At 44.9% G+C, this 23,381-nt stretch carries 14 protein-coding genes, 3 rRNA genes, 1 pseudogene and 2 riboswitches; of the genes and pseudogenes, 14 read left to right on the top strand and 4 right to left on the bottom strand.

Features of this window, described 5'->3' with window-relative positions; translation table 11 throughout:
- Positions 1 to 846 precede the first annotated feature (846 nt).
- The 3 genes from PU629_RS17010 (at position 847) to rrf (ending at position 5,661) form a co-directional block, all read left to right on the top strand.
- A 16S ribosomal RNA gene (locus tag PU629_RS17010) occupies positions 847 to 2,407 on the top strand.
- A 124-nt stretch (positions 2,408 to 2,531) separates the two neighbouring features.
- A 23S ribosomal RNA gene (locus tag PU629_RS17005) occupies positions 2,532 to 5,481 on the top strand.
- Positions 5,482 to 5,545: 64 nt separating this feature from the next.
- Positions 5,546 to 5,661 (top strand): 5S ribosomal RNA (gene rrf / locus PU629_RS17000).
- The 16S, 23S and 5S rRNA genes sit together here, the layout of an rRNA operon.
- Before the next feature lie 498 nt (positions 5,662 to 6,159).
- Here rrf and PU629_RS16995 read toward each other — a convergent pair.
- Positions 6,160 to 7,743, bottom strand: a complete 1,584-nt coding sequence (locus tag PU629_RS16995; RefSeq protein ID WP_343076291.1) for an FAD-dependent oxidoreductase — start codon at positions 7,741 to 7,743, stop codon at positions 6,160 to 6,162.
- 156 nt (positions 7,744 to 7,899) lie between these two features.
- A riboswitch (PreQ1 riboswitch) is annotated at positions 7,900 to 7,942 on the top strand.
- 56 nt (positions 7,943 to 7,998) lie between these two features.
- Between PU629_RS16995 and queC the strand changes: the two genes are divergently transcribed.
- The 4 genes from queC to PU629_RS16975 all read left to right on the top strand — a co-directional run bounded on the left by queC (position 7,999) and on the right by PU629_RS16975 (position 11,012).
- On the top strand, positions 7,999 to 8,664 hold the full coding sequence (queC, locus tag PU629_RS16990) for a 7-cyano-7-deazaguanine synthase QueC (protein WP_275281234.1): 666 nt from the start codon (positions 7,999 to 8,001) through the stop codon (positions 8,662 to 8,664).
- Complete coding sequence (queD, locus tag PU629_RS16985; protein WP_275281233.1) at positions 8,664 to 9,134, top strand: 6-carboxytetrahydropterin synthase QueD; 471 nt, start codon at positions 8,664 to 8,666, stop codon at positions 9,132 to 9,134. Before queC ends, queD begins: the two co-directional genes overlap by 1 nt.
- Positions 9,135 to 9,145: 11 nt before the next feature.
- Positions 9,146 to 9,895, top strand: a complete 750-nt coding sequence (queE, locus tag PU629_RS16980) for a 7-carboxy-7-deazaguanine synthase QueE (protein WP_275284475.1) — start codon at positions 9,146 to 9,148, stop codon at positions 9,893 to 9,895.
- Positions 9,896 to 10,067: 172 nt separating this feature from the next.
- Positions 10,068 to 11,012, top strand: a complete 945-nt coding sequence (locus PU629_RS16975) for an aldose 1-epimerase (RefSeq protein ID WP_275281232.1) — start codon at positions 10,068 to 10,070, stop codon at positions 11,010 to 11,012.
- 92 nt (positions 11,013 to 11,104) lie between these two features.
- Here PU629_RS16975 and PU629_RS16970 read toward each other — a convergent pair whose 3' ends face one another.
- The gene (locus tag PU629_RS16970; protein WP_275284474.1) at positions 11,105 to 11,179 is read right to left on the bottom strand and encodes a YjcZ family sporulation protein; all 75 of its coding nucleotides are present in this window, start codon (positions 11,177 to 11,179) and stop codon (positions 11,105 to 11,107) included.
- Positions 11,180 to 11,589: 410 nt separating this feature from the next.
- On the opposite strand from PU629_RS16970, the gene PU629_RS16965 reads away from it, so the two are divergent.
- The 5 genes and pseudogenes from PU629_RS16965 to PU629_RS16945 all read left to right on the top strand — a co-directional run bounded on the left by PU629_RS16965 (position 11,590) and on the right by PU629_RS16945 (position 18,519).
- Positions 11,590 to 12,828, top strand: a complete 1,239-nt coding sequence (locus PU629_RS16965; protein ID WP_275281231.1) for an allantoate amidohydrolase — start codon at positions 11,590 to 11,592, stop codon at positions 12,826 to 12,828.
- A 73-nt stretch (positions 12,829 to 12,901) separates the two neighbouring features.
- Complete coding sequence (locus PU629_RS16960; protein ID WP_275281230.1) at positions 12,902 to 14,095, top strand: M20 family metallopeptidase; 1,194 nt, start codon at positions 12,902 to 12,904, stop codon at positions 14,093 to 14,095.
- A 326-nt stretch (positions 14,096 to 14,421) separates the two neighbouring features.
- Positions 14,422 to 14,616 (top strand): DUF3311 domain-containing protein, encoded by a 195-nt coding sequence (locus PU629_RS16955; protein ID WP_275281229.1) that lies wholly within the window; start codon positions 14,422 to 14,424, stop codon positions 14,614 to 14,616.
- On the top strand, positions 14,613 to 16,079 hold the full coding sequence (locus PU629_RS16950; RefSeq protein ID WP_275281228.1) for a sodium:solute symporter family protein: 1,467 nt from the start codon (positions 14,613 to 14,615) through the stop codon (positions 16,077 to 16,079). The genes PU629_RS16955 and PU629_RS16950 overlap by 4 nt, the downstream gene beginning before the upstream one ends.
- 245 nt (positions 16,080 to 16,324) lie before the next feature.
- A pseudogene (locus PU629_RS16945) lies at positions 16,325 to 18,519 on the top strand (DNA topoisomerase III).
- 1,421 nt (positions 18,520 to 19,940) lie between these two features.
- Here the strand turns inward: PU629_RS16945 and PU629_RS16940 are convergent.
- Positions 19,941 to 20,474, bottom strand: a complete 534-nt coding sequence (locus PU629_RS16940) for a hypothetical protein (RefSeq protein WP_275281227.1) — start codon at positions 20,472 to 20,474, stop codon at positions 19,941 to 19,943.
- Between the two features lie 389 nt (positions 20,475 to 20,863).
- Positions 20,864 to 20,947, top strand: a riboswitch (cyclic di-GMP riboswitch).
- Between the two features lie 22 nt (positions 20,948 to 20,969).
- Between PU629_RS16940 and PU629_RS16935 the strand changes: the two genes are divergently transcribed.
- The gene (locus PU629_RS16935; RefSeq protein WP_275281226.1) at positions 20,970 to 21,608 is read left to right on the top strand and encodes a response regulator transcription factor; all 639 of its coding nucleotides are present in this window, start codon (positions 20,970 to 20,972) and stop codon (positions 21,606 to 21,608) included.
- A 94-nt stretch (positions 21,609 to 21,702) separates the two neighbouring features.
- Here PU629_RS16935 and PU629_RS16930 read toward each other — a convergent pair whose 3' ends face one another.
- Entirely contained in the window at positions 21,703 to 22,827 is a 1,125-nt protein-coding gene (locus PU629_RS16930; RefSeq protein WP_275281225.1) for a 5-methyltetrahydropteroyltriglutamate--homocysteine S-methyltransferase, read from the bottom strand.
- 148 nt (positions 22,828 to 22,975) lie between these two features.
- Between PU629_RS16930 and PU629_RS16925 the strand changes: the two genes are divergently transcribed.
- Positions 22,976 to 23,368 carry an acyl-CoA thioesterase gene (locus tag PU629_RS16925; RefSeq protein WP_275281224.1) on the top strand — a complete coding sequence of 131 codons (393 nt, stop codon included), beginning with the start codon at positions 22,976 to 22,978 and terminating at the stop codon, positions 23,366 to 23,368.
- Positions 23,369 to 23,381: the final 13 nt, after the last annotated feature.

Genomic DNA, 23,381 nt, shown 5'->3' with positions numbered 1-23,381 from the left:
TTACATAAAACTAAGATGGTGACGAACAAACCTCTTTCTTGAAGTCCCCTCAAGAATTTACTTCGGTGAAATTTTTCGTATTGGTTAGTGCCTGAGGAAGCCAACTACAAAGTGTGTACTTATAGACGCAAGAACAATAACAAGCTCTTAAAAATAGAACATGAATAAACAAGGCAGACATTCTTCGTAGAGGCAAGGAGTCTTCTGCTTGAAGAACGTCATGAATTTACCCCGATGACATTCTCCGTGTTGGCTTGTCTAAAATCCCTAAAAATAAAGGTAGGTGCATTATCCTTTAGTTTTGCATAGACCCGAGAATGACAGCCTTAACCATGGAATAGGCAAGACAAGTTCGGCTGAGAAGCCTAGTACATTGTCCCAATGATGTGAAACGATAGGATCTTTTATCAAGTGTTCGGCCGCATAGAGTAGCTTATTTGATAGATCTATTGATAGTGCTGAATTACTAAATGTATAGGAAGGTATAAGCTATTATAGAGTGAACATGAATTAATTAGAATAAAGTGTTGACGCAATTCGTTTAAGATGATATATTATTAAACGTCGCTTCTGACGGATGGTTTTAACAAAGAAATAACTTGTTGACTTCATCTTGTTGGCGTGATAAGATAATAAAGTCGCCTCTGAGAGACGGCGATTGATAGTGAAAGATTAGTAGATTGTTTCGTACATTGAAAACTAAACAAAAACCAAAAGCGCCAGTCAAAGTCATACTTTGAGTTTAACGCTAGGAATCAAACGAACATATTTTTTTAAGGAGAACAGACCTCTTTTTATTTAGAAGAGATCTGTTCTCGGCAAAAGCCAGCAGTGCTTTAACTGCACTATTTTGAGAGTTTGATCCTGGCTCAGGACGAACGCTGGCGGCGTGCCTAATACATGCAAGTCGAGCGCGTGAAACTTCCAGATCCCTTCGGGGTGATGGTTGTGGATCGAGCGGCGGACGGGTGAGTAACACGTGGGCAACCTGCCTGTAAGACTGGGATAACTTCGGGAAACCGGAGCTAATACCGGATAATCATTGACACTGCATGGTGTCAATGTAAAAGATGGTTCTGCCATCACTTACAGATGGGCCCGCGGCGCATTAGCTAGTTGGTGGGGTAATAGCCTACCAAGGCGACGATGCGTAGCCGACCTGAGAGGGTGATCGGCCACACTGGGACTGAGACACGGCCCAGACTCCTACGGGAGGCAGCAGTAGGGAATCTTCGGCAATGGACGAAAGTCTGACCGAGCAACGCCGCGTGAGCGATGAAGGTCTTCGGATCGTAAAGCTCTGTTGTCAGAGAAGAACAAGTGATAGAGGAAATGCTATCGCCTTGACGGTATCTGACCAGAAAGCCCCGGCTAACTACGTGCCAGCAGCCGCGGTAATACGTAGGGGGCAAGCGTTGTCCGGAATTATTGGGCGTAAAGCGCGCGCAGGCGGCTTCTTAAGTCTGATGTGAAAGCCCACGGCTCAACCGTGGAGGGTCATTGGAAACTGGGGAGCTTGAGTGCAGAAGAGGAGAGTGGAATTCCACGTGTAGCGGTGAAATGCGTAGATATGTGGAGGAACACCAGTGGCGAAAGCGGCTCTCTGGTCTGTAACTGACGCTGAGGCGCGAAAGCGTGGGGAGCAAACAGGATTAGATACCCTGGTAGTCCACGCCGTAAACGATGAGTGCTAGGTGTTGGAGGGGCCACCCTTCAGTGCTGACGTTAACACATTAAGCACTCCGCCTGGGGAGTACGGCCGCAAGGCTGAAACTCAAAGGAATTGACGGGGGCCCGCACAAGCAGTGGAGCATGTGGTTTAATTCGAAGCAACGCGAAGAACCTTACCAGGTCTTGACATCCTCTGACCACCCTAGAGATAGGGCTTTCCCCTTCGGGGGACAGAGTGACAGGTGGTGCATGGTTGTCGTCAGCTCGTGTCGTGAGATGTTGGGTTAAGTCCCGCAACGAGCGCAACCCTTGATCTTAGTTGCCAGCATTCAGTTGGGCACTCTAAGGTGACTGCCGGTGACAAACCGGAGGAAGGTGGGGATGACGTCAAATCATCATGCCCCTTATGACCTGGGCTACACACGTGCTACAATGGGTGGTACAAAGGGCAGCGAAACCGCGAGGTCGAGCGAATCCCATAAAGCCACTCTCAGTTCGGATTGCAGGCTGCAACTCGCCTGCATGAAGCCGGAATTGCTAGTAATCGCGGATCAGCATGCCGCGGTGAATACGTTCCCGGGCCTTGTACACACCGCCCGTCACACCACGAGAGTTTGTAACACCCGAAGTCGGTGAGGTAACCGTAAGGAACCAGCCGCCGAAGGTGGGACAGATGATTGGGGTGAAGTCGTAACAAGGTAGCCGTATCGGAAGGTGCGGCTGGATCACCTCCTTTCTAAGGAAACGATTCTTAGCGTTAGGTGCTTTTGGTTATTTGTTTGGTTTTGAGTGTGTGAACACTCGAAATCGCCCCTTGAAAACTGGATAATGAAGTGCAAACAAGACATTAATTGTAACAAGGTTAAGCGAATAAGAGCGCACGGTGGATGCCTTGGCACTAGGAGCCGATGAAGGACGGAACGAACACCGATATGCTTCGGGGAGCTGTAAGTAGGCTTTGATCCGGAGATTTCCGAATGGGGAAACCCACTGCCCTGAACGGGCAGTATCCTTACCTGAATACATAGGGTATGGAAGGCAGACCTGGGGAACTGAAACATCTAAGTACCCAGAGGAAGAGAAAGCAAATGCGATTCCCTTAGTAGTGGCGAGCGAAACGGGAACAGCCCAAACCAAGAGGCTTGCCTCTTGGGGTTGTAGGACACTCATCCCGGAAGGGGAGCTGTAGACGAACCGGTTTGGAAAGGCCGGCCAGAGAAGGTAACAGCCCTGTAGTCGAAACAGACCCCCAACCTGAGTGGATCCTGAGTACGGCGGGACACGTGAAACCCCGTCGGAATCCGGGAGGACCATCTCCCAAGGCTAAATACTCCCTAGTGACCGATAGTGAACCAGTACCGTGAGGGAAAGGTGAAAAGCACCCCGGAAGGGGAGTGAAAGAGATCCTGAAACCGTGTGCTTACAAGTAGTCGAAGTCCTCCCCACCCACAAAAGCAGGCTTTTGCGGGGACCCGGGGGGATGACGGCGTACCTTTTGTAGAATGGACCGGCGAGTTACGATCTTAAGCAAGGTTAAGTTGAAGAGACGGAGCCAGAGCGAAAGCGAGTCTGAATAGGGCGATAGTTTAAGGTTGTAGACCCGAAACCGTGTGATCTACCCATGTCCAGGGTGAAGTTCAGGTAACACTGAATGGAGGCCCGAACCCACGCACGTTGAAAAGTGCGGGGATGAGGTGTGGGTAGGGGTGAAATGCCAATCGAACTCGGAGATAGCTGGTTCTCCCCGAAATAGCTTTAGGGCTAGCCTCGAGGGAAGAGACTTGGAGGTAGAGCACTGATTGAGTGAGGGGCCCCCACAGGGTTACCGAGTTCAGTCAAACTCCGAATGCCAAGGACTCATCCTCGGGAGTCAGACGGCGAGTGATAAGATCCGTCGTCGAGAGGGAAACAGCCCAGACCATCAGCTAAGGTCCCCAAGTATACGTTAAGTGGCAAAGGATGTGGCGTTGCCCAGACAACCAGGATGTTGGCTTAGAAGCAGCCACCATTTAAAGAGTGCGTAATAGCTCACTGGTCGAGTGGCGCTGCGCCGAAAATGTAACGGGGCTAAACGTATCACCGAAGCTATGGATCCCAATGGGATGGTAGGGGAGCGTTCTAAGGGCAGAGAAGGTAAACTGGAAGGTTTGCTGGAGCGCTTAGAAGTGAGAATGCCGGTATGAGTAACGAAAAGAGGGGTGAGAATCCCCTCCGTCGAAAGCCTAAGGGTTCCTGAGGAAGGTTCGTCCGCTCAGGGTTAGTCGGGACCTAAGCCGAGGCCGGAAGGCGTAGGCGATGGACAACAGGTTGATATTCCTGTACCACCAGGAGACGTTTGAGCAATGGGGGGACGCAGGAAGGCAAGGCAAGCGCGCTGATGGATATGCGCGTCCAAGCAGTAAGGCTGAAGGTGAGGCAAATCCCGCCTTCATAAGGCTGAGCTGTGATGGGGAGGGAATTTTAGTACCGAAGTGCCCGTGCTTACACTGCCAAGAAAAGCCTCTAGCGAGTCTCAAGGTGCCCGTACCCCAAACCGACACAGGTAGGCGAGGAGAGAATCCTAAGACGCTCGGGAGAACTCTCGTTAAGGAACTCGGCAAAATGACCCCGTAACTTCGGGAGAAGGGGTGCTTGGCGGGGTGAATAGCCCTGCTGAGCCGCAGTGAAAAGATCCAAGCGACTGTTTAGCAAAAACACAGGTCTCTGCTAAACCGAAAGGTGATGTATAGGGGCTGACACCTGCCCGGTGCTGGAAGGTTAAGAGGAGGGGTTATCCTTTTAGGAGAAGCTCTGAATTGAAGCCCCAGTAAACGGCGGCCGTAACTATAACGGTCCTAAGGTAGCGAAATTCCTTGTCGGGTAAGTTCCGACCCGCACGAAAGGTGCAACGACTTGGATACTGTCTCAACGAGAGACCCGGTGAAATTATAGTACCTGTGAAGATGCAGGTTACCCGCGACAGGACGGAAAGACCCCATGGAGCTTTACTGCAGCTTGATATTGGATGTCTGTATCGATTGTATAGGATAGGTAGGAGCCTTTGAAGCCGGACCGCCAGGTTCAGTGGAGGCGTCGGTGGAATACTACCCTTTCGGTATGGACATTCTAACCCGGGACCGTAATCCGGTTCGGAGACAGTGTCAGGTGGGCAGTTTGACTGGGGCGGTCGCCTCCTAAAGAGTAACGGAGGCGCCCAAAGGTTCCCTCAGAATGGTTGGAAATCATTCGCAGAGTGTAAAGGCACAAGGGAGCTTGACTGCGAGACCTACAAGTCGAGCAGGGACGAAAGTCGGGCTTAGTGATCCGGTGGCGCCGCATGGAAGGGCCATCGCTCAACGGATAAAAGCTACCCTGGGGATAACAGGCTTATCTCCCCCAAGAGTCCACATCGACGGGGAGGTTTGGCACCTCGATGTCGGCTCATCGCATCCTGGGGCTGAAGTGGGTCCCAAGGGTTGGGCTGTTCGCCCATTAAAGCGGTACGCGAGCTGGGTTCAGAACGTCGTGAGACAGTTCGGTCCCTATCCGTCGCGGGCGTTGGAAATTTGAGAGGAGCTGTCCTTAGTACGAGAGGACCGGGATGGACACACCGCTGGTGTCCCAGTTGTTCCGCCAGGAGCACCGCTGGGTAGCTATGTGTGGACGGGATAAGTGCTGAAAGCATCTAAGCATGAAGCCCCCCTCAAGATGAGATTTCCCATGACTTTAAGTCAGTAAGATCCCTTAGAGATGATGAGGTAGATAGGTCCGAGGTGGAAGTGCGGCAACGCATGGAGCTGACGGATACTAATCGATCGAGGGCTTAACCTTAAATTAGTGTTTGTTTGACTTCCTATCTAGTTTTGAAGGTATGATCCTTCAATTGAATACTTTGTCCGGTGGTTATGGCGAAGAGGTCACACCCGTTCCCATCCCGAACACGGCCGTTAAGCTCTTCAGCGTCGATGGTAGTTGGGGGCTTCCCCCTGCAAGAGTAGAACGCCGCCGGGCAATCGATAAAGGAATCGTTTAAATGACGATTCCTTTTTTACATAAGATCATTAATTATTGATAGTGGCTGTGCCCCTGCGCCTAACCTTGGATTAAAAGAATGAGGTCATGCGCAAATCAACAAGGTGTCAATCGAAGAGGGGACCCACGAAGTATTCCAAGCGAGTAGATTTGCAAGAGTAGAACGTCGCCGGGCAATCGATAAAGGAATCGTTTAAATGACGATTCCTTTTTTACATTGGATCATTAATTATTGATAGTGGCCGGGCCCCTGCGCCTAACCTTGGTTTAAAAGAATGAGGTCATGCGCAAATCAACAAGGCGTCAATCGAAGAAGGGGACCCACGAAGTATTCCAAGCGAGTAGATTTGCAAGAGTAGAACGCCGCCGGGCAACTGAAAAAAGGAGAATTGCGATTAAGCAGTTCTCCTTTTTGCGTTTGTGTCCGTTACACTCGAGTACCAGTCCCCGGCAAGGTCTAACGGACTTTGGTGTCGGTTAGTAGCCGGAGTCGTCGGAGGTGAGGACGTCTCCGATTGTAAAGTCTTCATCCTGTTTTAATGGTTTTTCTGCAGGGCCTTCGATAACCTCTCCTTTGTAGGAGTAGCGTGAGCCGTGGCAAGGGCAGTCCCAGGTGCGGTCGCCTTGATTCCAATTGCATTCGCAGCCCATATGTGTGCAGGTTGTATCAACAATGTAGACGTTTCCTTCCTTATCTCGGTAGGCCCCTCTTCGTTTTCCATTTACTGTCACAACTCCGCCTTCATCCTTAGAAAGGTCTTCAAGCTGCATGCTCGGGGTGCCCATTTTTCCTTTTATAAGGTGTTTGGCTACATCAGCGTTTTGGATAAGGAATTTTTTGAGACTTGGGTCGGCATAAAATCTTGATGGCGTAAAAACGTCCTTGAATCGATTGTCCTTTTTCAGCACCAAGTCTTTGAGCAGGAGAGCGGCGGCTGTTCCATTGGACATCCCCCATTTGCGAAAACCGGTGGCCACTAAAATATGGCGCTGTCCCTTGGTGATTGAGCCTATGTAAGGAATTTTATCAAGAGAGGTCAAATCCTGAGCTGACCATCTGAACAAAATGTCCTTAATATTGAAATGTTCTTTCCCGAAGGCTTCGATGGCTTTATAGTGTTCAATGGTGTTTTTCCCTTGCCCTGTTTTATGGGACTCCCCGCCTATGATGAGGATAGGCCTACCGTTATGCTGAGCAGAACGAATCGTACGCTTAGGCGGATCGACATTCAAGTAATGCCCGCCTGGATAGTGATAGTCCGTTGTCACTGCCATGAGATAGGTACGGTCGGCATGCAGGCGGGAGAAATAGAACCCTCTGCCTTCATAAAAAGGAAAATGGGAACAGCAAAGCACCGATTGGCAGTGAATGCTTACGCCATTTCGTGTTAGGACTTCGGTTTTGGTTTTCCCTTCTTTTATATCCACAGCGGTTGTTTCCTCGAAAACCTTCCCGCCATCCTTTATAAACTCATCTAAAAGAGTCTTTAGATAACGTAGTGGATGAAATTGATATTGGTGCGGCCATTTTAGAGCATTATGTACCTTAATGCCAAGTGGAATGTCGTCAAGTAAGTCACTGCGAATATCTAGCTTTTGATAGGCTTTGAATTCTTTTTCTAACTTTTTGGCATAGTGATCTGACGTGCTGTAAAGATAGGCGTCTTCTTCACTTAAATCACAATCAATTTTATATTGGTTGATTTTTTCTCTTATAAATGAGATAGCTTCAATATTGGCCTCTAAATATAAGCGTGTGTTGGTCAGTCCTATATGCTCAATTAATTCATCGTAGATCAAGCCGTGCTGGGTGGTCAGCTTGGCGGTCGTATGTCCGGTGGTTCCGCCGAGCAGGCGGCTTGCTTCAATTAAAGCAACGCTCACGTCCTCTTTAGCCAAAAGATAAGCGGCCGTAATACCGACAATCCCTCCACCGACAATGCAGACATCGACATTTAGGTCCTCTTTTAAGGCATCAAACTTGGGAACTGTCATCTCGTCACGCCATAGCGATTCCGTTTTAAAGGGTAACGGGTGTAATGATTTATCTTGATCGCTCAAAGCCTTGCCCTCCAACTTTTCCATTTTTTTAAAGTATCCGCTAGAGACCTCACAACTATTCAGGGATGGTTGTGAATGGCAAGTTTTTTTCTTTTAGTTTTAGCAAGAACATGTTATGATAAAAAATAGTGATTTGAATTGAGAAGTCCGCATTAGGCGGCAGAGGTTCTAGCTACCCTCTTTAAAAAACTAGGAAAATGCAGCATGCCTTTTCTTAGGTGTGGTGCCTTTTCTTATTAATTAGGAGTGTTAATGATGAAAAAAGATAAAGCACTTGTCGTGTTTAGCGGCGGTCAAGATAGTACCACTTGCCTATTCTGGGCGCTTGATCGTTTTGAAGAAGTAGAGGCTGTGACCTTTGATTATAATCAGCGTCACCGCCTTGAAATAGAATGTGCAGAGGCAATAGCTAAAGAGGCGGGTGTCCGTCATCATGTCTTAAATATGTCCTTACTTAATCAACTTGCACCAAGCGCTTTAACGAGAAGTGATGTAGAGGTGCAGTCAGGCGAAGAAGGAGGACTTCCTAACACATTTGTTCCCGGACGCAATTTAATCTTTCTCTCCTTTGCAGGTATTCTTGCCAAGCAAATTGGTGCCAAGCACATCATAACGGGTGTTTGTGAGACGGATTTTAGCGGATATCCGGATTGCCGTGACATGTTTGTAAAGTCGTTGAATGTGACGCTGAATCTCTCGATGGATGATACCTTTGCTATTCACACACCTCTCATGTGGATTGATAAGGCTGAAACATGGGAGCTTGCCGACCAATTAGGGAAATTGGATTATATTCGTGAAAAAACATTGACTTGTTATAATGGTGTGATCGGGGATGGGTGCGGGGAATGTCCGTCCTGCAAGCTGCGTCAAGCAGGGCTTGATACCTACCTTTCTCGTAAACAAGGAGGCGGTCGTTGATGGAATTCCGCATTGTCGAAGGCCTGCAAAAGTTTGATCGTGATATTAAGCGTGAGGAGCTTAAATATCACGCGAAACGGGTCTTAATCAGCAAAGAATTTACCTTCGATGCTTCCCATCACTTGCATTGCTATGAAGGAAAGTGCAAAAATCTCCATGGTCATACGTATAAAGTGATTATTGGAATCAGCGGGTATACAGATGATACGGGTCTAGTTATGGATTTTGCGGACATTAAAGCGATCTGGAAAACTCATGTTGACGTTTATTTAGACCATCGTTATTTAAATGAAACCTTGCCTAAGATGAATACAACGGCTGAAAACATGGTCGTATGGATCTATGAGACATTTGCGGCTCAGTTAGGTGGGCAGAAGGATTGGGCAGAACGCAGTCTGCGCATGGAATTTGTTCGTCTTTATGAAACACCAACGAGCTATGCTGAAGCCAAAAGGGAGTGGATGGCGTGACTCAAACGGTGATGAATGAATCAAAGAAAAAAACAACCATCCCTGTATTAGAGATTTTTGGACCGACCATACAAGGAGAAGGCATGGTTGTTGGCCGTAAAACGATGTTTGTCCGAACGGCAGGCTGTGACTATCGCTGCAGTTGGTGTGACTCTCCATTTACATGGGATGGCAGTGCAAAGGCCGATATTGTGCAAATGACCCCAGAGTCGATCTGGGAAGAGCTCGTGTCCCTAGGCGGAGAGCGCTTTGATCATGTCACGATTTCAGGCGGGAACCCAGCGCTTCTTGCTTCTTTAGATGCTTTAATTGATCTGCTTCAGGAAAAGGGCATAGCCGTTGCTCTTGAGACACAGGGCTCCAAATGGCAGCCGTGGATGCACAAAATTAATGATTTAACGATATCCCCTAAGCCGCCAAGCTCGGGAATGAAAACTAATTTTAACGTACTTGATGATATTTTGGGTTCGCTTCGTCAATCGCCAAAGGCCACACAGCAGGTCAGTTTAAAAATTGTTATTTTTGATGAGGCTGATTTTGAATATGCGGTAAAGGTACGTGAGCGTTACCCAGATGTTGCTTTCTTCTTACAGGTCGGCAATGACGATATTGAGACCGGAGATAAAGAGGGGTTAATCCATCACCTTCTAGGCAAATATGAATGGCTGATTGAAAAAGCGATTCAAAGCACCGAGCTTAAGGACGTAAGGGTGCTGCCACAGGTCCATACTCTCATTTGGGGCAATAAGCGCGGGGTTTAACTAAATAACGACTAAAAAGGGATACTAATTCACACAAAGAATTAGATCCTCTTTTTTTGGGGGACAGACCTCAACTGAAAGAATGACTGCTTGAAGAGGTCTGTCCCCCACTAATGAAAGACTAACTTCTCGAAAGGGTTTGTCCCTACTGATTATTAAAGGAGTTTTTTGGATGAGTATTAAAAAGATGACATTTTTGGAAGAACAGGCCTATAAAATTGAAAATGATTGGTTATCTGTTATCGTTATGCCTTCTGAGGGCGCTAATCTTATATCCATTTATCATAAAGGAAAGAATGTTGAAATTTTGCGGACGCCGTCATCGAAAGAAGAAAGGGATGCCAGAAAAACGCTTTATGGCACGCCTGTTTTGTTTCCGCCTAACCGAATTGATCACGCTCAATTTGAATTTGATGGACGGACTTATCACCTTGAAATGAACCGTGCTAAAGAAGATTGCCATATTCACGGATTTGTTAATGATAAGCCTTGGCAAGTCAAAAATATTGATCCAGCTCATAACTGTCTAGTCCTTGAATTAAGATCAGAGGATCATCCTTCTATCATGAAGCAATTTCCGCATGAGTTTATTATGCAAATGACGATTCAATTATCGGAAAACGAAGTCACGCAATCTTTGGTGATCAAAAATAGAGGCGATTTAGCTATGCCTGTCGGTCTTGGTTACCATACAACCTTCCATTTTCCGATTCAATCATCAACTCTTCAAATCGAGCTTGGTGATCAGTGGGAGCTGAATGACCGCCATATGCCAACCGAACGATTCATCAAGGATCTTTTTGCGGATGAGCTAAAGAAAGGGGCTCGTTTATTTGGAAAAGTGTTAGACAATATTTATAAAATGACGAACAATAAAACAGCAACCTTGTCTATTCCTGATAACGGACTTGAGATTAAGTACACAGCGGACGGCCCGTTCACTCAATGGGTGGTCTTTACGTCAGATGGCGAATCCGACTTTGTTGCCATTGAACCTTATACTTGGGTAACGAATGCCCCTAATCTTTCATTACCTGAGGAAGAAACGGGTATGAACAGTTTAAAGCCTGGAGAAATGATCACCTGCATGACCACATTTAAAATCGATTCCATTTAAGTAAGCTTATGGTTGGTGAATAGGGGTTGTCCCTATTCTAAGGAATTAAAAGGACTGAGCAGAGGCTCAGTCCTTTATTTATTAGTTACTTCTTAGTAAACATATGCGGTACCGACAATAATAAGAAGGATAAACAGCACAACGATTAAAGCAAATCCGTTACCCATCTGTAAACACCCCCTTGTGATGTTACATGATTATACTATGGGGTGGACAAGTGGTATGGAACTTATTTAAGTGAAATTGAGGAAAAGACCTAATGATCATGAATTAAGGTGACCCCTTCTATTTGGAGGCGGTTACCTTTTTAATAGAGTTTAGCGTTATTGGGAAATCGATGATAAGAATGCTTATGGCGTGTCCTCTTGTTGTCCTATTAATTTTCGTATTACTTGAGCTAAAGCGAAGGCGTGCGCGCTCTAAACAATAGACTGAAACCGTTTATCATGGTTTAACTGTCTTGTAAATGGAAGCATTTTCAAAAAATTAACTCTAGCAACACAATAAAGATTAATGTTATACTAACACAAAATTTTAATATTGTTGAAATATTACGAAGGAGGGTTTTATAGAATCTATGAATGTACAACAAGAACGACTCTGGAACCGTTTGATGAGCCTGAGCTCTATTGGCCATCACTCGGACGGAAGCGGTGGCGTTACACGCTTATCGTTTACAAAAGAAGAACGAGAGGCCAAGGACAGGGTTGCGGCTTTCATGCGTGAAGCAGGGCTTTCTGTCCGCGAAGATGCGGTAGGAAATTTAATTGGCCGACTCGAGGGAATGAATCCTGATTCCCCTGTTTTACTGGTAGGTTCGCATTTGGATTCGGTTCCGCATGGCGGGGACTTTGATGGCCCATTAGGTGTTCTTGCTGCGGTGGAAGCCTTGCAGACCTTGGGAGAAAAGCAAATAAAATTAAAGTCTCCAGTAGAAGTGATTGCTTTTACAGATGAAGAAGGGGCACGGTTTCGTTTCGGGATGATTGGCAGTCGAGGGCTTGCTGGCACGCTTGAAAAATCGGATTTACACTATGTTGATCAGGATGGGGTCAGCGTTGAGCAGGCCATGAAAGCGTATGGGCTTAGTCCTGATCGATTCCATGAGGCCGCGCGTTCTCAGGGGAGCGTCAAAGCCTATCTAGAGGTACATATTGAACAAGGTAAAATTCTTGAGTCAAAGAATCTGCCAATTGGGATTGTAAGCGGAATTGCTGGACCACTGTGGCTGAAGTTTACGATCACAGGAGAGGCCGGACATGCAGGGAGCACCCCAATGAATTTACGAAGAGATGCTTTGACGGCTGCTTCCGCCATCATCCAAGCTATAGAAGAAGAGGCTGCCCAAAAACCGCGGACAGTTGGAACGGTCGGCCAATTGAGCCTAAAGCCGGGCGGTGTCAACATCATTCCAGGAGAAGTGGAATTCACGCTCGATTTGCGAGATGTCGATGAAACAATAAGGGATGAAGTTGAAAAACGTATTTTGAATCAGGCAGAGCAGATTTGTAAAGAACGAGGGGTTCACTGCCAAGTGGATGTCCTGCAAAGAATTGCGCCTGTTAAATGCGATGAAAGCATCCAGCAATTCATGATGCAAGTGTTCAACGAAATGGGGCTTGAGCCTATCGAGCTTATAAGCGGGGCAGGTCATGATGGGATGCAGTTCAAGGATTTATGTCCAGTTGGGATGATTTTTGTTCGATCAAAGAACGGCATTAGTCACCACCCTGATGAGTACACTTCCCTTGAGGATTGTGGACTTGCTGCTGAGGCATTGTACAACGCCATCCTTAAGATCGCCGAAAGAAGCTAAGCTTAGAAGGAATCCATTCAGAAGAAAAAAACGAACAGAAACTAGCAGGTAAGAGAAGAGAGGGGCCATTTTTATGTCAGATCTGATTAATAGTTTGGATAAGGTAAATGAACTTGTTGAGAGCGTCAAAGAGGATATAGTGAAGTGGAGGAGATATTTGCATCAGCATCCTGAATTATCCTTTCAAGAGGAACAAACTTCCCAATTTATTTATGACACGCTTGAATCGTTCGGCGGTTTGGAGTTGTCAAGACCGACCAAAACGAGTGTTGTAGCAAAGTTAAAAGGCAGTCGTAAAGGGCGCACTTTAGCAATTCGGGCGGATATGGATGCCCTGCCGATTAAAGAAGAAAATCAGTTCGATTTTGTTTCAAAAAATGATGGGGTCATGCATGCGTGTGGTCATGACGGTCATACCAGCATTTTGCTCGGGACAGCGAAAATTTTATCGCAGTTAAAAGAAGAGGTTCCGGGTGACATTCATTTTATTTTTCAGCATGCCGAAGAACTGTCACCGGGCGGAGCGGAAGAAATGGTCCAAGCGGGTGTGATGGACGGTGTGGATCAAGTAATCGGTCTTCATTTATGGGCGCCAATAGAAATTGGGAAAATTGAAGTTGTTTCAGGACCCATGATGGCTTCCCCAGACGAGTTTCATATTACGATAAAAGGAAAAGGGGGACATGCGGCACAGCCTCATTTCACGATTGACAGCATCGCTATAGGGGCACAGGTTGTGACCAATCTCCAACATATTGTCTCGAGGAATATTGATCCACTGGATCCGCTTGTTCTATCTGTGACTCAATTTATTGCGGGGACTGCTCATAATGTTATTCCGGGGTCCGTTTATCTCAATGGGACCGTGCGTTCTTTCAAGCCAGAATTAAGAGAAGAAGTGCCTGCTTTAATGGAACGAATTGTTAAAGGGGTAACGGAAGCGCATGGAGCCTCTTATGAATTTAGTTATCAAAAAGGATATCGCCCTGTGATCAATGATAAAGAAGTCACAACGAAACTCCGTGAGGCATTCGTAGAGACGTTTGGCGAAGAGGCAATTAAAGACGGAGTCCCTACAATGGGCGGGGAGGATTTTTCGGGATTTCAACAAAAAGCACCAGGATCCTTCTTTATGGTAGGGGCAGGGAATGAGGAAAAAGGGATTGTTTACCCCCACCATCATCCGCGCTTTACCATTGATGAGGAGTCACTTCCAATCGGCGTCAAAGCCTTTGTTCAAGCCGTTTTCAAATTAAATGCTGAGTGACCCGATTGCTCAAGGGATCACGGTAACAGTCAATCGAGTTAGATCGTTACACTTAACAGAAATCGTGAAAGTGTCATGAACTTCATCATAACCTAAGCCTGAAAAAGGGATGTAGGTCGATCGGGGACTCGGATTGCAGCGAGAAAAAAGTTGTTTGTAAAGTGGATGTTTTTTGATTAACGGGATTAATTAAATAGAAAAATCTGAATATAGTTTATTATTGCGATTTGGTTGGCGTTAGGAGGTGTTCTTTCGTCGAGTTAATACTCGCAAGCCGATGATTTGGACGTCATCTTATACTCATTATTTAAAAAGGGGGACCAGACATGAAATTGATTTTACCCGCTTTACCGTTTCTTGCACTAATTATCGGAATGTTTTTTGTGAATCGAACAGAGCCTTATGTCCTTGGCATGCCATTCATTATGTTTTGGACCGTTCTATGGGTTGTCTTAACGACTGTTATCATGTGGATTGTGTATAAGACAGATCCCGTCAATCAAGGTGGTGATTCAGAATGAACAGTGCCTTATTAATCATTCTATTCTTCTTGTTAATTGCCTTATACCTTGGCATTCAAGCACGCAGAGGCAAGCAGATGGATCTTGAACAGTGGACAACAGGCGGTCGCAGCTTTGGAACCTTGTTTGTCTTCTTATTAAGCGCAGGGGAAATCTATACCACTTTCACCTTTCTTGGCGGAAGCGGCTGGGCCTATGGAAAAGGGGGACCGACGTTATACATTCTTTGGTACGGTGCCTTGGCTTACGTTATTTCTTATTGGTTATTACCGGCTATCTGGCGTTTTTCTAACAAACATAAGCTATTATCTCAATCGGACTTTTTTATAAAAAAATATGATAGCCCAGCTCTTGGAATCCTTGTCTCAATTATTGGGATCGTTGCGATGATTCCTTACCTCGTCTTACAATTGAAGGGGCTCGGAAGCATTGTGAGCATTGCTTCATACGGCTCGATCTCTTCAACTGCTGCAATTTGGATCGGGGTCATTGCGATCACGATTTATGTCACGATTTCAGGGGTTCATGGGACAGCTTGGACATCCGTGATGAAAGATGCTTTAGTATTAGTTATCGTTGTGATTCTAGGAATTTATTTTCCGCTTCATTACTATGGAAGTTTCAGCAATATGTTTCATTCGATCGACCAAGCCAAACCAGGCTTTTTAGCCTTACCTAATAAAGGGATGAGTGTCTATTGGTTTATTTCAACCGTTATTCTCACTGCCCTTGGTTTCTACACGTGGCCGCATTCATTTGGTGCTGTCTATACGGCTAAAAATGAAAAAGTTTTCCGCCGCAATGCCGTCATTTTTCCTTTATATCAATTGATTCTTTTGTTTGTTTTCTTTGCTGGCTTTGCTGCCATATTGACCGTCAAACCGGCATTGGAAGGTTCAGATGGGGATAATGCGCTTCTCGTTCTTTCCGTACAAACTTTTCCTCACTGGTTTGTTGGTTTCATAGGCGCCGCCGGTCTGTTGTGTGCGCTAGTGCCGGGCTCTATGTTGTTAATGACCGCTTCAACAATGATTTCCAAAAACTTGTTCAAAGTATTCAAACCTTCTGCAAGCGAGTCACAAGTTGCGTCGGTTGCCAAGTATCTGGTTCCGGTTGTCTCTTTAATCGCCTTGTACTTTACATTCAATGGCGGACAGACCATTGTTGCCCTTTTATTAATGGGTTACAGCATGGTGACCCAATTCTTCCCAGCCATTGTCTTCAGTTTTATGAAAAGAAATCCGATCTCCAAAGCAGGGGCTTTTGCTGGTATTCTAGTAGGTGAGTTAGTCGTGGCTTATGTGACAGTAACCAACCAAACGACAGGGACTCTCTTGCCATTCATGCCGCAGCCAATCCAAGATCTCAACAGCGGCATTGTGGCGATGATTCTTAATCTCGTGGTAACCTTTGTCGTCAGTTCTTTTACAAAAAAGGTAAAGGAAAACCAAATAGCCGCATAATGAGAGATGACATGCAACGAGAGTGTTCCTCGACAAGGTTCCACTTATAGAACGTAAATGCGTATAAGAAATGAGGCTGATTCTGAAGGGGAAATTTCTCTTTGGAGTCAGCTTTTTCTATTAGGACATTGGTTATAAAAATCGTAAAAAAAAGCAATTCGCGATTGACCCGGAACGCACGTTCGTCTACACTTGGATTAAAGCCATTTATGACTGGATTAATTTGTTTGAGAGGATTTGAAAGAATGGGCCGTGTCTTAATCATAGCTGAAAAGCCGGATCAAGGGCTGTCGCTTGCGGCGCCTTTTAAGTTCCGAAAGCAGAGTGGTTACTTAGATATTTCTCCGAATGAGCTTTTCCCAGGTGGCGCCTACTGTACCTGGGCAGTGGGGCATCTCACGGAATTGTCTAGCCCCGAATTTTATCAGGGGGAATGGAAACGCTGGTCCCTTAAGACCCTTCCCATGATTCCTGATCACTTTCATTATGAAGTCACAAGGTCTAAGGCCAAGCAGTTCAATCTTGTCAAGAGCCTCATAAAGCGTGAAGACGTCACCGAGATCATCCATGCTGGAGACGCAGGGCGAGAAGGGGAGTTAATCATTCGTAATATTGTCAATCTCTGCGGTTCCAGAAAGCCGATGAAGCGTTTGTGGATCTCATCTTTGACTAAAAAAGCGATCTATGAGGGATTTAAAGAAATCCGCGATGCCTCTGAAAAAATCAACTTGTATTATGAAGCTTATACTAGAGCTTGCTCGGATTGGCTGGTTGGCATGAATGCTTCAAGGCTTTATACACTCTTGTTAAAGAAGAAGGGGATCAATGATGTCTTCTCAGTAGGACGGGTTCAAACCCCAACACTCGCCCTTATTGTAAAAAGAGAGAAGGAAATTGAAGCCTTTAAGCCTGAACCTTTTTGGGAGGTTATCGCCCGTTTTAATTTTGATGGAAGAGAGTATGAGGGAACTTGGCTGAAGGACGACGAAACGCGTCTTAATGATCCTGAATTAGCCCGTAAGATAGCTGATTTTTGTAAAGGGAAACCCTCCGAAATTATGAATCTCAAAACAGAGCGAAAGGTATATCCTCCACCGCTTCTTTTTAATCTTTCCTCGTTGCAGGCAACTGCTAATAAACTTTTTCAATTCTCTCCCAAAAAGACTTTGGATCTCGCTCAATCCCTATATCAAAAAGGATTTCTCTCCTATCCTCGATCGGATTCGAATTATGTAACAAAAGGAGAGGCGGATCAATTTCCTGAGATTTTGAAGAAGCTCAGTCAGTTTGAAGCTTACAAGGCGTTCTTTCCGCTCGTCCATACCTCTTTGCATCAAAATAAAAGATTTGTGAATGAAAGCAAAGTCAGTGATCACTATGCGATTATTCCGACCGAGCAAGTGACGGACCCTGAGCGATTGCCTGCTGATGAACGGAAGCTCTATGACCTAGTCGTGAGACGGCTCATCACGATCCCGCCATTTTTGATTACACAACTTTAACCACTCTTGTTGATGGAAGAGCGCAGTTTCGTTCAAAGGGAAAACAACTTATTCAAGAGGGCTGGCGCCGAGTTATCTTTCAAGAGGAGCACGATAACGACACGATTCTTCCAGTTGTTCATGAAGGAGAAAAGGGGAAGGTGGTGGAGGTTCGCGTCAAGGAAGGAAAGACGCAGGCACCAAAGCGGTATACAGAAGGACAGCTCATTACTCTAATGAAGACAGCGGGGAAATTTTTGGAGAACGAAGAGTTAGAAAAAGTGCTGAATAAAGTGGAGGGCTTAGGAACAGAGGCAACGCGGGCTGGTATTATTACGATGCTTAAGGATCGTCAGTATATAGAGGTTAAGAAGAATCAAGTTTATGCCACCGATAAAGGAAAGGTATTGATTGAAGCAGTCGGCGATGCGCTGCTTGCTTCACCTGAGCTAACGGCAAAATGGGAAGAACGCCTTGCCCAAGTAGGGGAAGGGACGGCCTCTGCTGCCTATTTTATGGAGCAAACGAAGAAACTGGTGACAAAACTTGTACAAGAAACACAAGGTCAAGTCTCGGATTGGGATTTTTCGGGTCTGAAAACAGAGACGATTCAACGGGAACGATCTAAGTTTACATTGGGTAAGAAGGTGGGGCATTGCACGCTCTGCGGCGGTGATCTGGTCGATAAAGGCAAGCTCTACGGCTGTGCCAATTTTAAGAAAACCAATTGTCCTTTTACCCTTCCGAAAACGATCTTAGGTAAACGATTAACACCTAAGCAGATTGAGCTGCTTCTTACCAATGGCAAAACTGGGAAAATTAAAGGGTTTAAGAGCAAATCTAAAACTTTTGATGCGTGTTTGCAGCTCGAAAACGGAAAGGTCAGCTTCTTGTTCGAAACCCATACCCCTAGTAAAAAGGGTGCCAAAGGTCAGGGAAATGTACAGACTAATAGTTAAACATTTAAATTGTTAAAAGAGCGCGCTCTATATGGGGCGCGCTTTTGGTTGTTGGCTTATTTCGTTGCGAGAGTTGAAACAAGGGTTTTAGCTTGCAGGCTGCCAATACCTGTTACTAAATCATAGCCGTTACTTCCAAAGGTAATATCCATAATGGATAAGAAATAAATGGAAATTAAGTAACGTGCTTTACCTGAAGCTTCAGTAAAAAGTTCTTATTAGAGGTTCGGAAATTTGCCAGCCTACAGCTTGAATCAACCACGTGATTTTACCTCTTTGACCGACTCCGTGCTGGCTTGTCTCGAGGAAGCTCGCCCATTTATCCCAGAAGGTCGCAAAAAAATCTGAGAAGCTCCCACCCCGACTCAAGCAGGAGCGTGAAATCCGAGAAGGTTGCCCATTTATCCCAGAAGGTCGCAAAAAAATCCAAGAAGGTTTGTCAAAAATCCTAAAAGGTCTACCAAAAATCCGAGAAGCTCCCACCCCGACTCAAGCAGGAGCGTGAAATCCGAGAAGGTTGCCCATTTATCCGAGAAGGTCGCAAAAAAATCCAAGAAGGTTTGTCAAAAATCCTAAAAGGTTTACCAAAAATCTGAGAAGCTCCCACCCCGGCCTCATGCAGGAGCGCAAAATCCGAGAAGGTTGCCCATATATCCTAGAAGGTCGAAAAAAAATCCAAGAAGGTTTGTCAAAAATCCTAAAAGGTCTACCAAAAATCTGAGAAGCTCCCACCCCGGCCTCATGCAGGAGCGCAAAATCCGAGAAGGTCGCCCATTTATCCCAGAAGGTCGAAAAAAAATCCAAGAAGGTTTGTCAAAAATCCTAAAAGGTCTACCAAAAATCTGAGAAGCTCCCACCCCGGCCTCATGCAGGAGCGCGAAATCCGAGAAGGTTGCCCATTTATCCGAGAAGGTCGCAAAAAAATCCAAGAAGGTTTGTCAAAAATCCTAAAAGGTCTACCAAAAATCTGAGAAGCTCCCACCCCGGCCTCATGCAGGAGCGCAAAATCCGAGAAGGTTGCCCATATATCCGAGAAGGTCGCAAAAAAATCCAAGAAGGTTTGTCAAAAATCCTAAAAGGTCTACCAAAAATCCGAGAAGCTCCCACCCCGGCCTCATGCAGGAGCGCGAAATCCGAGAAGGTTGGTCCAAAAATTACAAAAGGGCAGCCGAAAATCGCAGACTCACTCCCCACTTTTAAGCTATTTTAGTGCAATTTCCTAATTAAGGGGAAATTTTTCCACTCGTTTATCAACTCCGCTTTAGCGTCTCCTATTAAAGACAAAAGCTTGGGAAAAATCCCAAGCTTTTGTCTGTTAATTATAGATTTTCTCTCACATTATCGGAACGACTTATGGTTAGAATTCCATCCTCTAATTTGACAGTTGGAAGCCCCTTAAGAACTTCGATAGGGACGAATGATCAGGTCGTCTTGTCAGGGCTTGGCGAACTCGTTTGATTGGATAAAATGAAAGGGCTAAACGCTTCCTTCGCGGCTTCACATGTTTCTCGAAATCGCAGCCAATAGTCTTTGACTTCTGGAGAACTGTCTTTATTTATAGAGATCTCCAACCACTTTAACTCATCGGCAAGCCTGATCAAGGAGCCAATCCATAAGGTTTGATGATTGGCTTGGATCATAAAAGGTTCGTCAAAGCGAAATGGAAGATACAAGCCGTTGATATTAGGATGTAAGATGAGCTGCTGAAAGGTTGTTTTTTTCGTGAATTTAAGAATAAAAGGGAGTGAGCCGTCATTTTTTGCCGCTAATTTTTTTAACCCTTTTAGGTCTTTTTCCTCACCTAATTCAATCGAATCGATGGGTTTTGTCCAATTTAACTGCTCGCGAAAAGGAACCAGAAAGCCTAGACGCTGCATGTGGATTTCAAGTGTATGGAATAATGGATTTTCTTTTAAGTCTTCATCAATTATTGGTTTTATGTGTGCTGTAATCATTGAGTACTCCTTCTGTCTCTATTGTCTATTAATAGTATTCGTTTCTCGTTTTCTCAACATAGGGGTAGAAGAGTTACAATAAGATTTCAAAATGGCAACAAAATCGAGCCAAAATAGTTGCGAGTCATGCCTACTAATAGCTATCATTAAATTTATAGAAAAAAACCTACTTTTATAGAAAAAGAAGGTTTTGTCTTAGTAATATTAGGGTATAAAGTAAAGAGTTTTAACTTTTAAGAGGTTTCCTGCTGGATGGTTGCTTTTTCGACCAATGTTATATAGGAATTTGATAAGATCAAAAGTTTACAAAAACGAGTTATTTTATTACAATTGTAAGAGTTTGCTTGAATTAAGTTAACGAATAAGTTAAAGTTAAATTGTCACGAATAATTTGTAAATAGCAAACTTGATCGAAAGACAAGGACGCAAAACCACGGGCCTAAAACAGAAGTTATGGTAGCCGGGTTGCCAAATTCTTATATTCGGGTGATGAAGATGAAAAAGCATATTGTATTGGTGAAAGAAGAAAGTATATTAACGGATGGTATTGTCGGGACTCTTGAAGATGCTGGTTATACTGTTGTGACGCACAGTTCCAGTCAGAGGCATGTGATACTGTCTGAGCGAATTATTCATGCTAGTCTAGTTATCGTTGATTTGCAGACACATGTCGATATCCTTGAGATATTAAATATGTGTAAAAACTTTAATGTCAAAGCCGTTGTTTGGGCAGCCAATCGACAGAATGAGTTATTAAGAGAAGCGTTTAAGAAGAAATTAAGTGGCTATTTCTATAATGGAATGGACAAAGAAGAATTATTATACGCTTTAGAAGTCATTCTGAAGAACGATGGCATTTATATCAGTCCAACCATTGGTGAGATTCTCCTTAACAGTTATGTAGGCTTGATCGGCTGCGAAACCGATAAACCGGTGGACGTCCTTACTTTAAGAGAGTGGGATGTATTAGAGCTGATCTCTCAGGGTTGCAGTAATCATGAGATTGCATCACGTCTATACATAACGGATAAGACGGTAAAAAATCATGTGAGCAGTATTTTAACAAAACTGCAAGTAAAAGATCGCACAAGTGCGGCTGTTATGGCACTTAAAAATAACTGGATACCTGTGTAATCGTAATCGGGTAGCTGAAGGCCCTATTAAGTTTAATACGAGTAAAAAAAGACTGAGCCATTAAGGTTCAGTCTTTTTTGCTAGAGACTTTTGATTATTTCCAAACGTCTTGAGCAATGTTGATAACGTGGCTTAGCTTAGCCCACTGTTGCTCTTCGGTTAGACGGTTTCCTTCTTCTGTTGAGGCAAAACCGCATTGAGGGCTGAGACAGAGCTGGTCAAGACCCACATATTTAGAGGCGGCTTCAATACGACGCTTAATGTCGTCAGGGTTCTCTAACTCACCGAACTTAGACGTAATCAGGCCGAGAACAACCTGAAGACTTGGGCGATTGACAAAGCGAAGTGGTTCAAAACCACCTGAGCGCTCATCATCAAATTCAAGGAATAAGCCGTCAACATTAAGCTCACTAAAAATTGTTTCACTTGCCCCTTCGTAACCGCCTGAGCTCATAAAGGTCGATTGGAAATTCCCGCGGCAGATGTGCATGGTTATAACCATGTCATCCGGCTTCTTAGCGATTGCGTCATTGATTGCTTTTGCGTAGAGAGCACGGAGCTCAGCTGGTTCTTGTCCCATTGAACGGATTTTCTCAAGTCCACTCTCTGAGAAGAAAATCGCCCAGGAAGTGTCATCTAATTGGAGATAGCGGCAGCCTGCCTCATAAAAGGCTTGTATACCTTTTTGATAGGCAATGGCCAAGTCGTTTAATAAGAGGGCAGTATCTTGGTAAGGCTCATATTCTATTTTAGCTCGTGCGTGAAGCATATTAGGGCTTGGAATCGTCATTTTGGCTGTATGCTCACCTGCATGATCCTGAACAAAGCGGAAATCATCAAGCATCGGATGGTTGCCAAAATCAAGCTTGCCGGTAATCTTAACTCCGTGAGGCTTGCTTTCGGTTCCGTGAAATTTGAGGCCTTCATCCGGCTCATAACCCTCACAGCCGACTAAATTTTCAAGAAAATCAAAATGCCAATAGGCACGGCGAAATTCACCGTCTGTCACCGCTTTTAAACCAATCTCTTTTTGTTTTTCAATAACGCGTTTAATTTCACGATTTTCAATCTCACGAAGGTCTTGAAGAGAGATCTCGCCTGATGCCTTCTTTAAGCGTGCTTCTTTAATAGCCTGCGGACGAAGCAAACTTCCAACTTGGTCAGCGCGAAATGGCGCAATCGTTCTAATAAGGCTGTTCGCTGTATTGGAATGGGTCATTTTACTCCCGCCTTTCTTAAGTTCATTTATAGTAGAATAAAATCAGATGGATAATAGAAAGTCCTCTAATCATTTACTTTTTAACTTTAAACTAAAAAAATGTTGGCTTCAAGTGTTTTGATTTTTCTAAATAGAGAGGAGAGGAAGAATGAAAGTCTCACTGGAACTCATTGTTAGATCCACAGAGATCGATGTGAACGGCCATGTTAACAATGCTAAATATCTTGAATATCTTGAGTGGGGAAGAGAAGAGTGGTATGAGAAAGCAGGTTTGTCCTACCAAACCTTCCTTGAAATGGGAATCCAGACGGTTACTGTTAATATTAACATCAATTATAGGAAGGAATGCCGGCAAGGGGATGTTCTCGTGGTGACGACGATTCCTGAAAAAGTGGGCTGTACAAGCTATGTCCTTCGTCAAGAGATTTGGAATCAGGCTGACGAACTTTGTGCGGATGCCCTTGTAACAAGTGTGACAATGGATGAAGCGACGCGAAAAAGCCGTCCAGTCCCTGAACAGTTAAAAAGGCTATTCAATTAAAAGAATTTAAAAA

The sequence above is a fragment of the Pullulanibacillus sp. KACC 23026 genome (assembly GCF_029094525.1).
Lineage (GTDB): Bacteria > Bacillota > Bacilli > Bacillales > Sporolactobacillaceae > KACC-23026.
The sequence above is the reverse complement of the archived record's forward strand: the minus strand, read 5'-3'. Positions and strand labels throughout refer to the sequence as shown.

Excerpts from the sequence above, each read along its gene's own strand:
- queC (WP_275281234.1), top strand. The coding sequence starts at position 7,999 with ATGAAAAAAGATAAAGCACTTGTCGTGTTTAGCGGCGGTCAAGATAGT.
- queD (WP_275281233.1), top strand. The coding sequence starts at position 8,664 with ATGGAATTCCGCATTGTCGAAGGCCTGCAAAAGTTTGATCGTGATATT.
- queE (WP_275284475.1), top strand. The coding sequence starts at position 9,146 with ATGAATGAATCAAAGAAAAAAACAACCATCCCTGTATTAGAGATTTTT.
- PU629_RS16975 (WP_275281232.1), top strand. The coding sequence starts at position 10,068 with ATGAGTATTAAAAAGATGACATTTTTGGAAGAACAGGCCTATAAAATT.
- PU629_RS16965 (WP_275281231.1), top strand. The coding sequence starts at position 11,590 with ATGAATGTACAACAAGAACGACTCTGGAACCGTTTGATGAGCCTGAGC.
- PU629_RS16960 (WP_275281230.1), top strand. The coding sequence starts at position 12,902 with ATGTCAGATCTGATTAATAGTTTGGATAAGGTAAATGAACTTGTTGAG.
- PU629_RS16955 (WP_275281229.1), top strand. The coding sequence starts at position 14,422 with ATGAAATTGATTTTACCCGCTTTACCGTTTCTTGCACTAATTATCGGA.
- PU629_RS16950 (WP_275281228.1), top strand. The coding sequence starts at position 14,613 with ATGAACAGTGCCTTATTAATCATTCTATTCTTCTTGTTAATTGCCTTA.
- PU629_RS16940 (WP_275281227.1), bottom strand. The coding sequence starts at position 20,474 with ATGATTACAGCACACATAAAACCAATAATTGATGAAGACTTAAAAGAA.
- PU629_RS16935 (WP_275281226.1), top strand. The coding sequence starts at position 20,970 with ATGAAAAAGCATATTGTATTGGTGAAAGAAGAAAGTATATTAACGGAT.
- PU629_RS16930 (WP_275281225.1), bottom strand. The coding sequence starts at position 22,827 with ATGACCCATTCCAATACAGCGAACAGCCTTATTAGAACGATTGCGCCA.
- PU629_RS16925 (WP_275281224.1), top strand. The coding sequence starts at position 22,976 with ATGAAAGTCTCACTGGAACTCATTGTTAGATCCACAGAGATCGATGTG.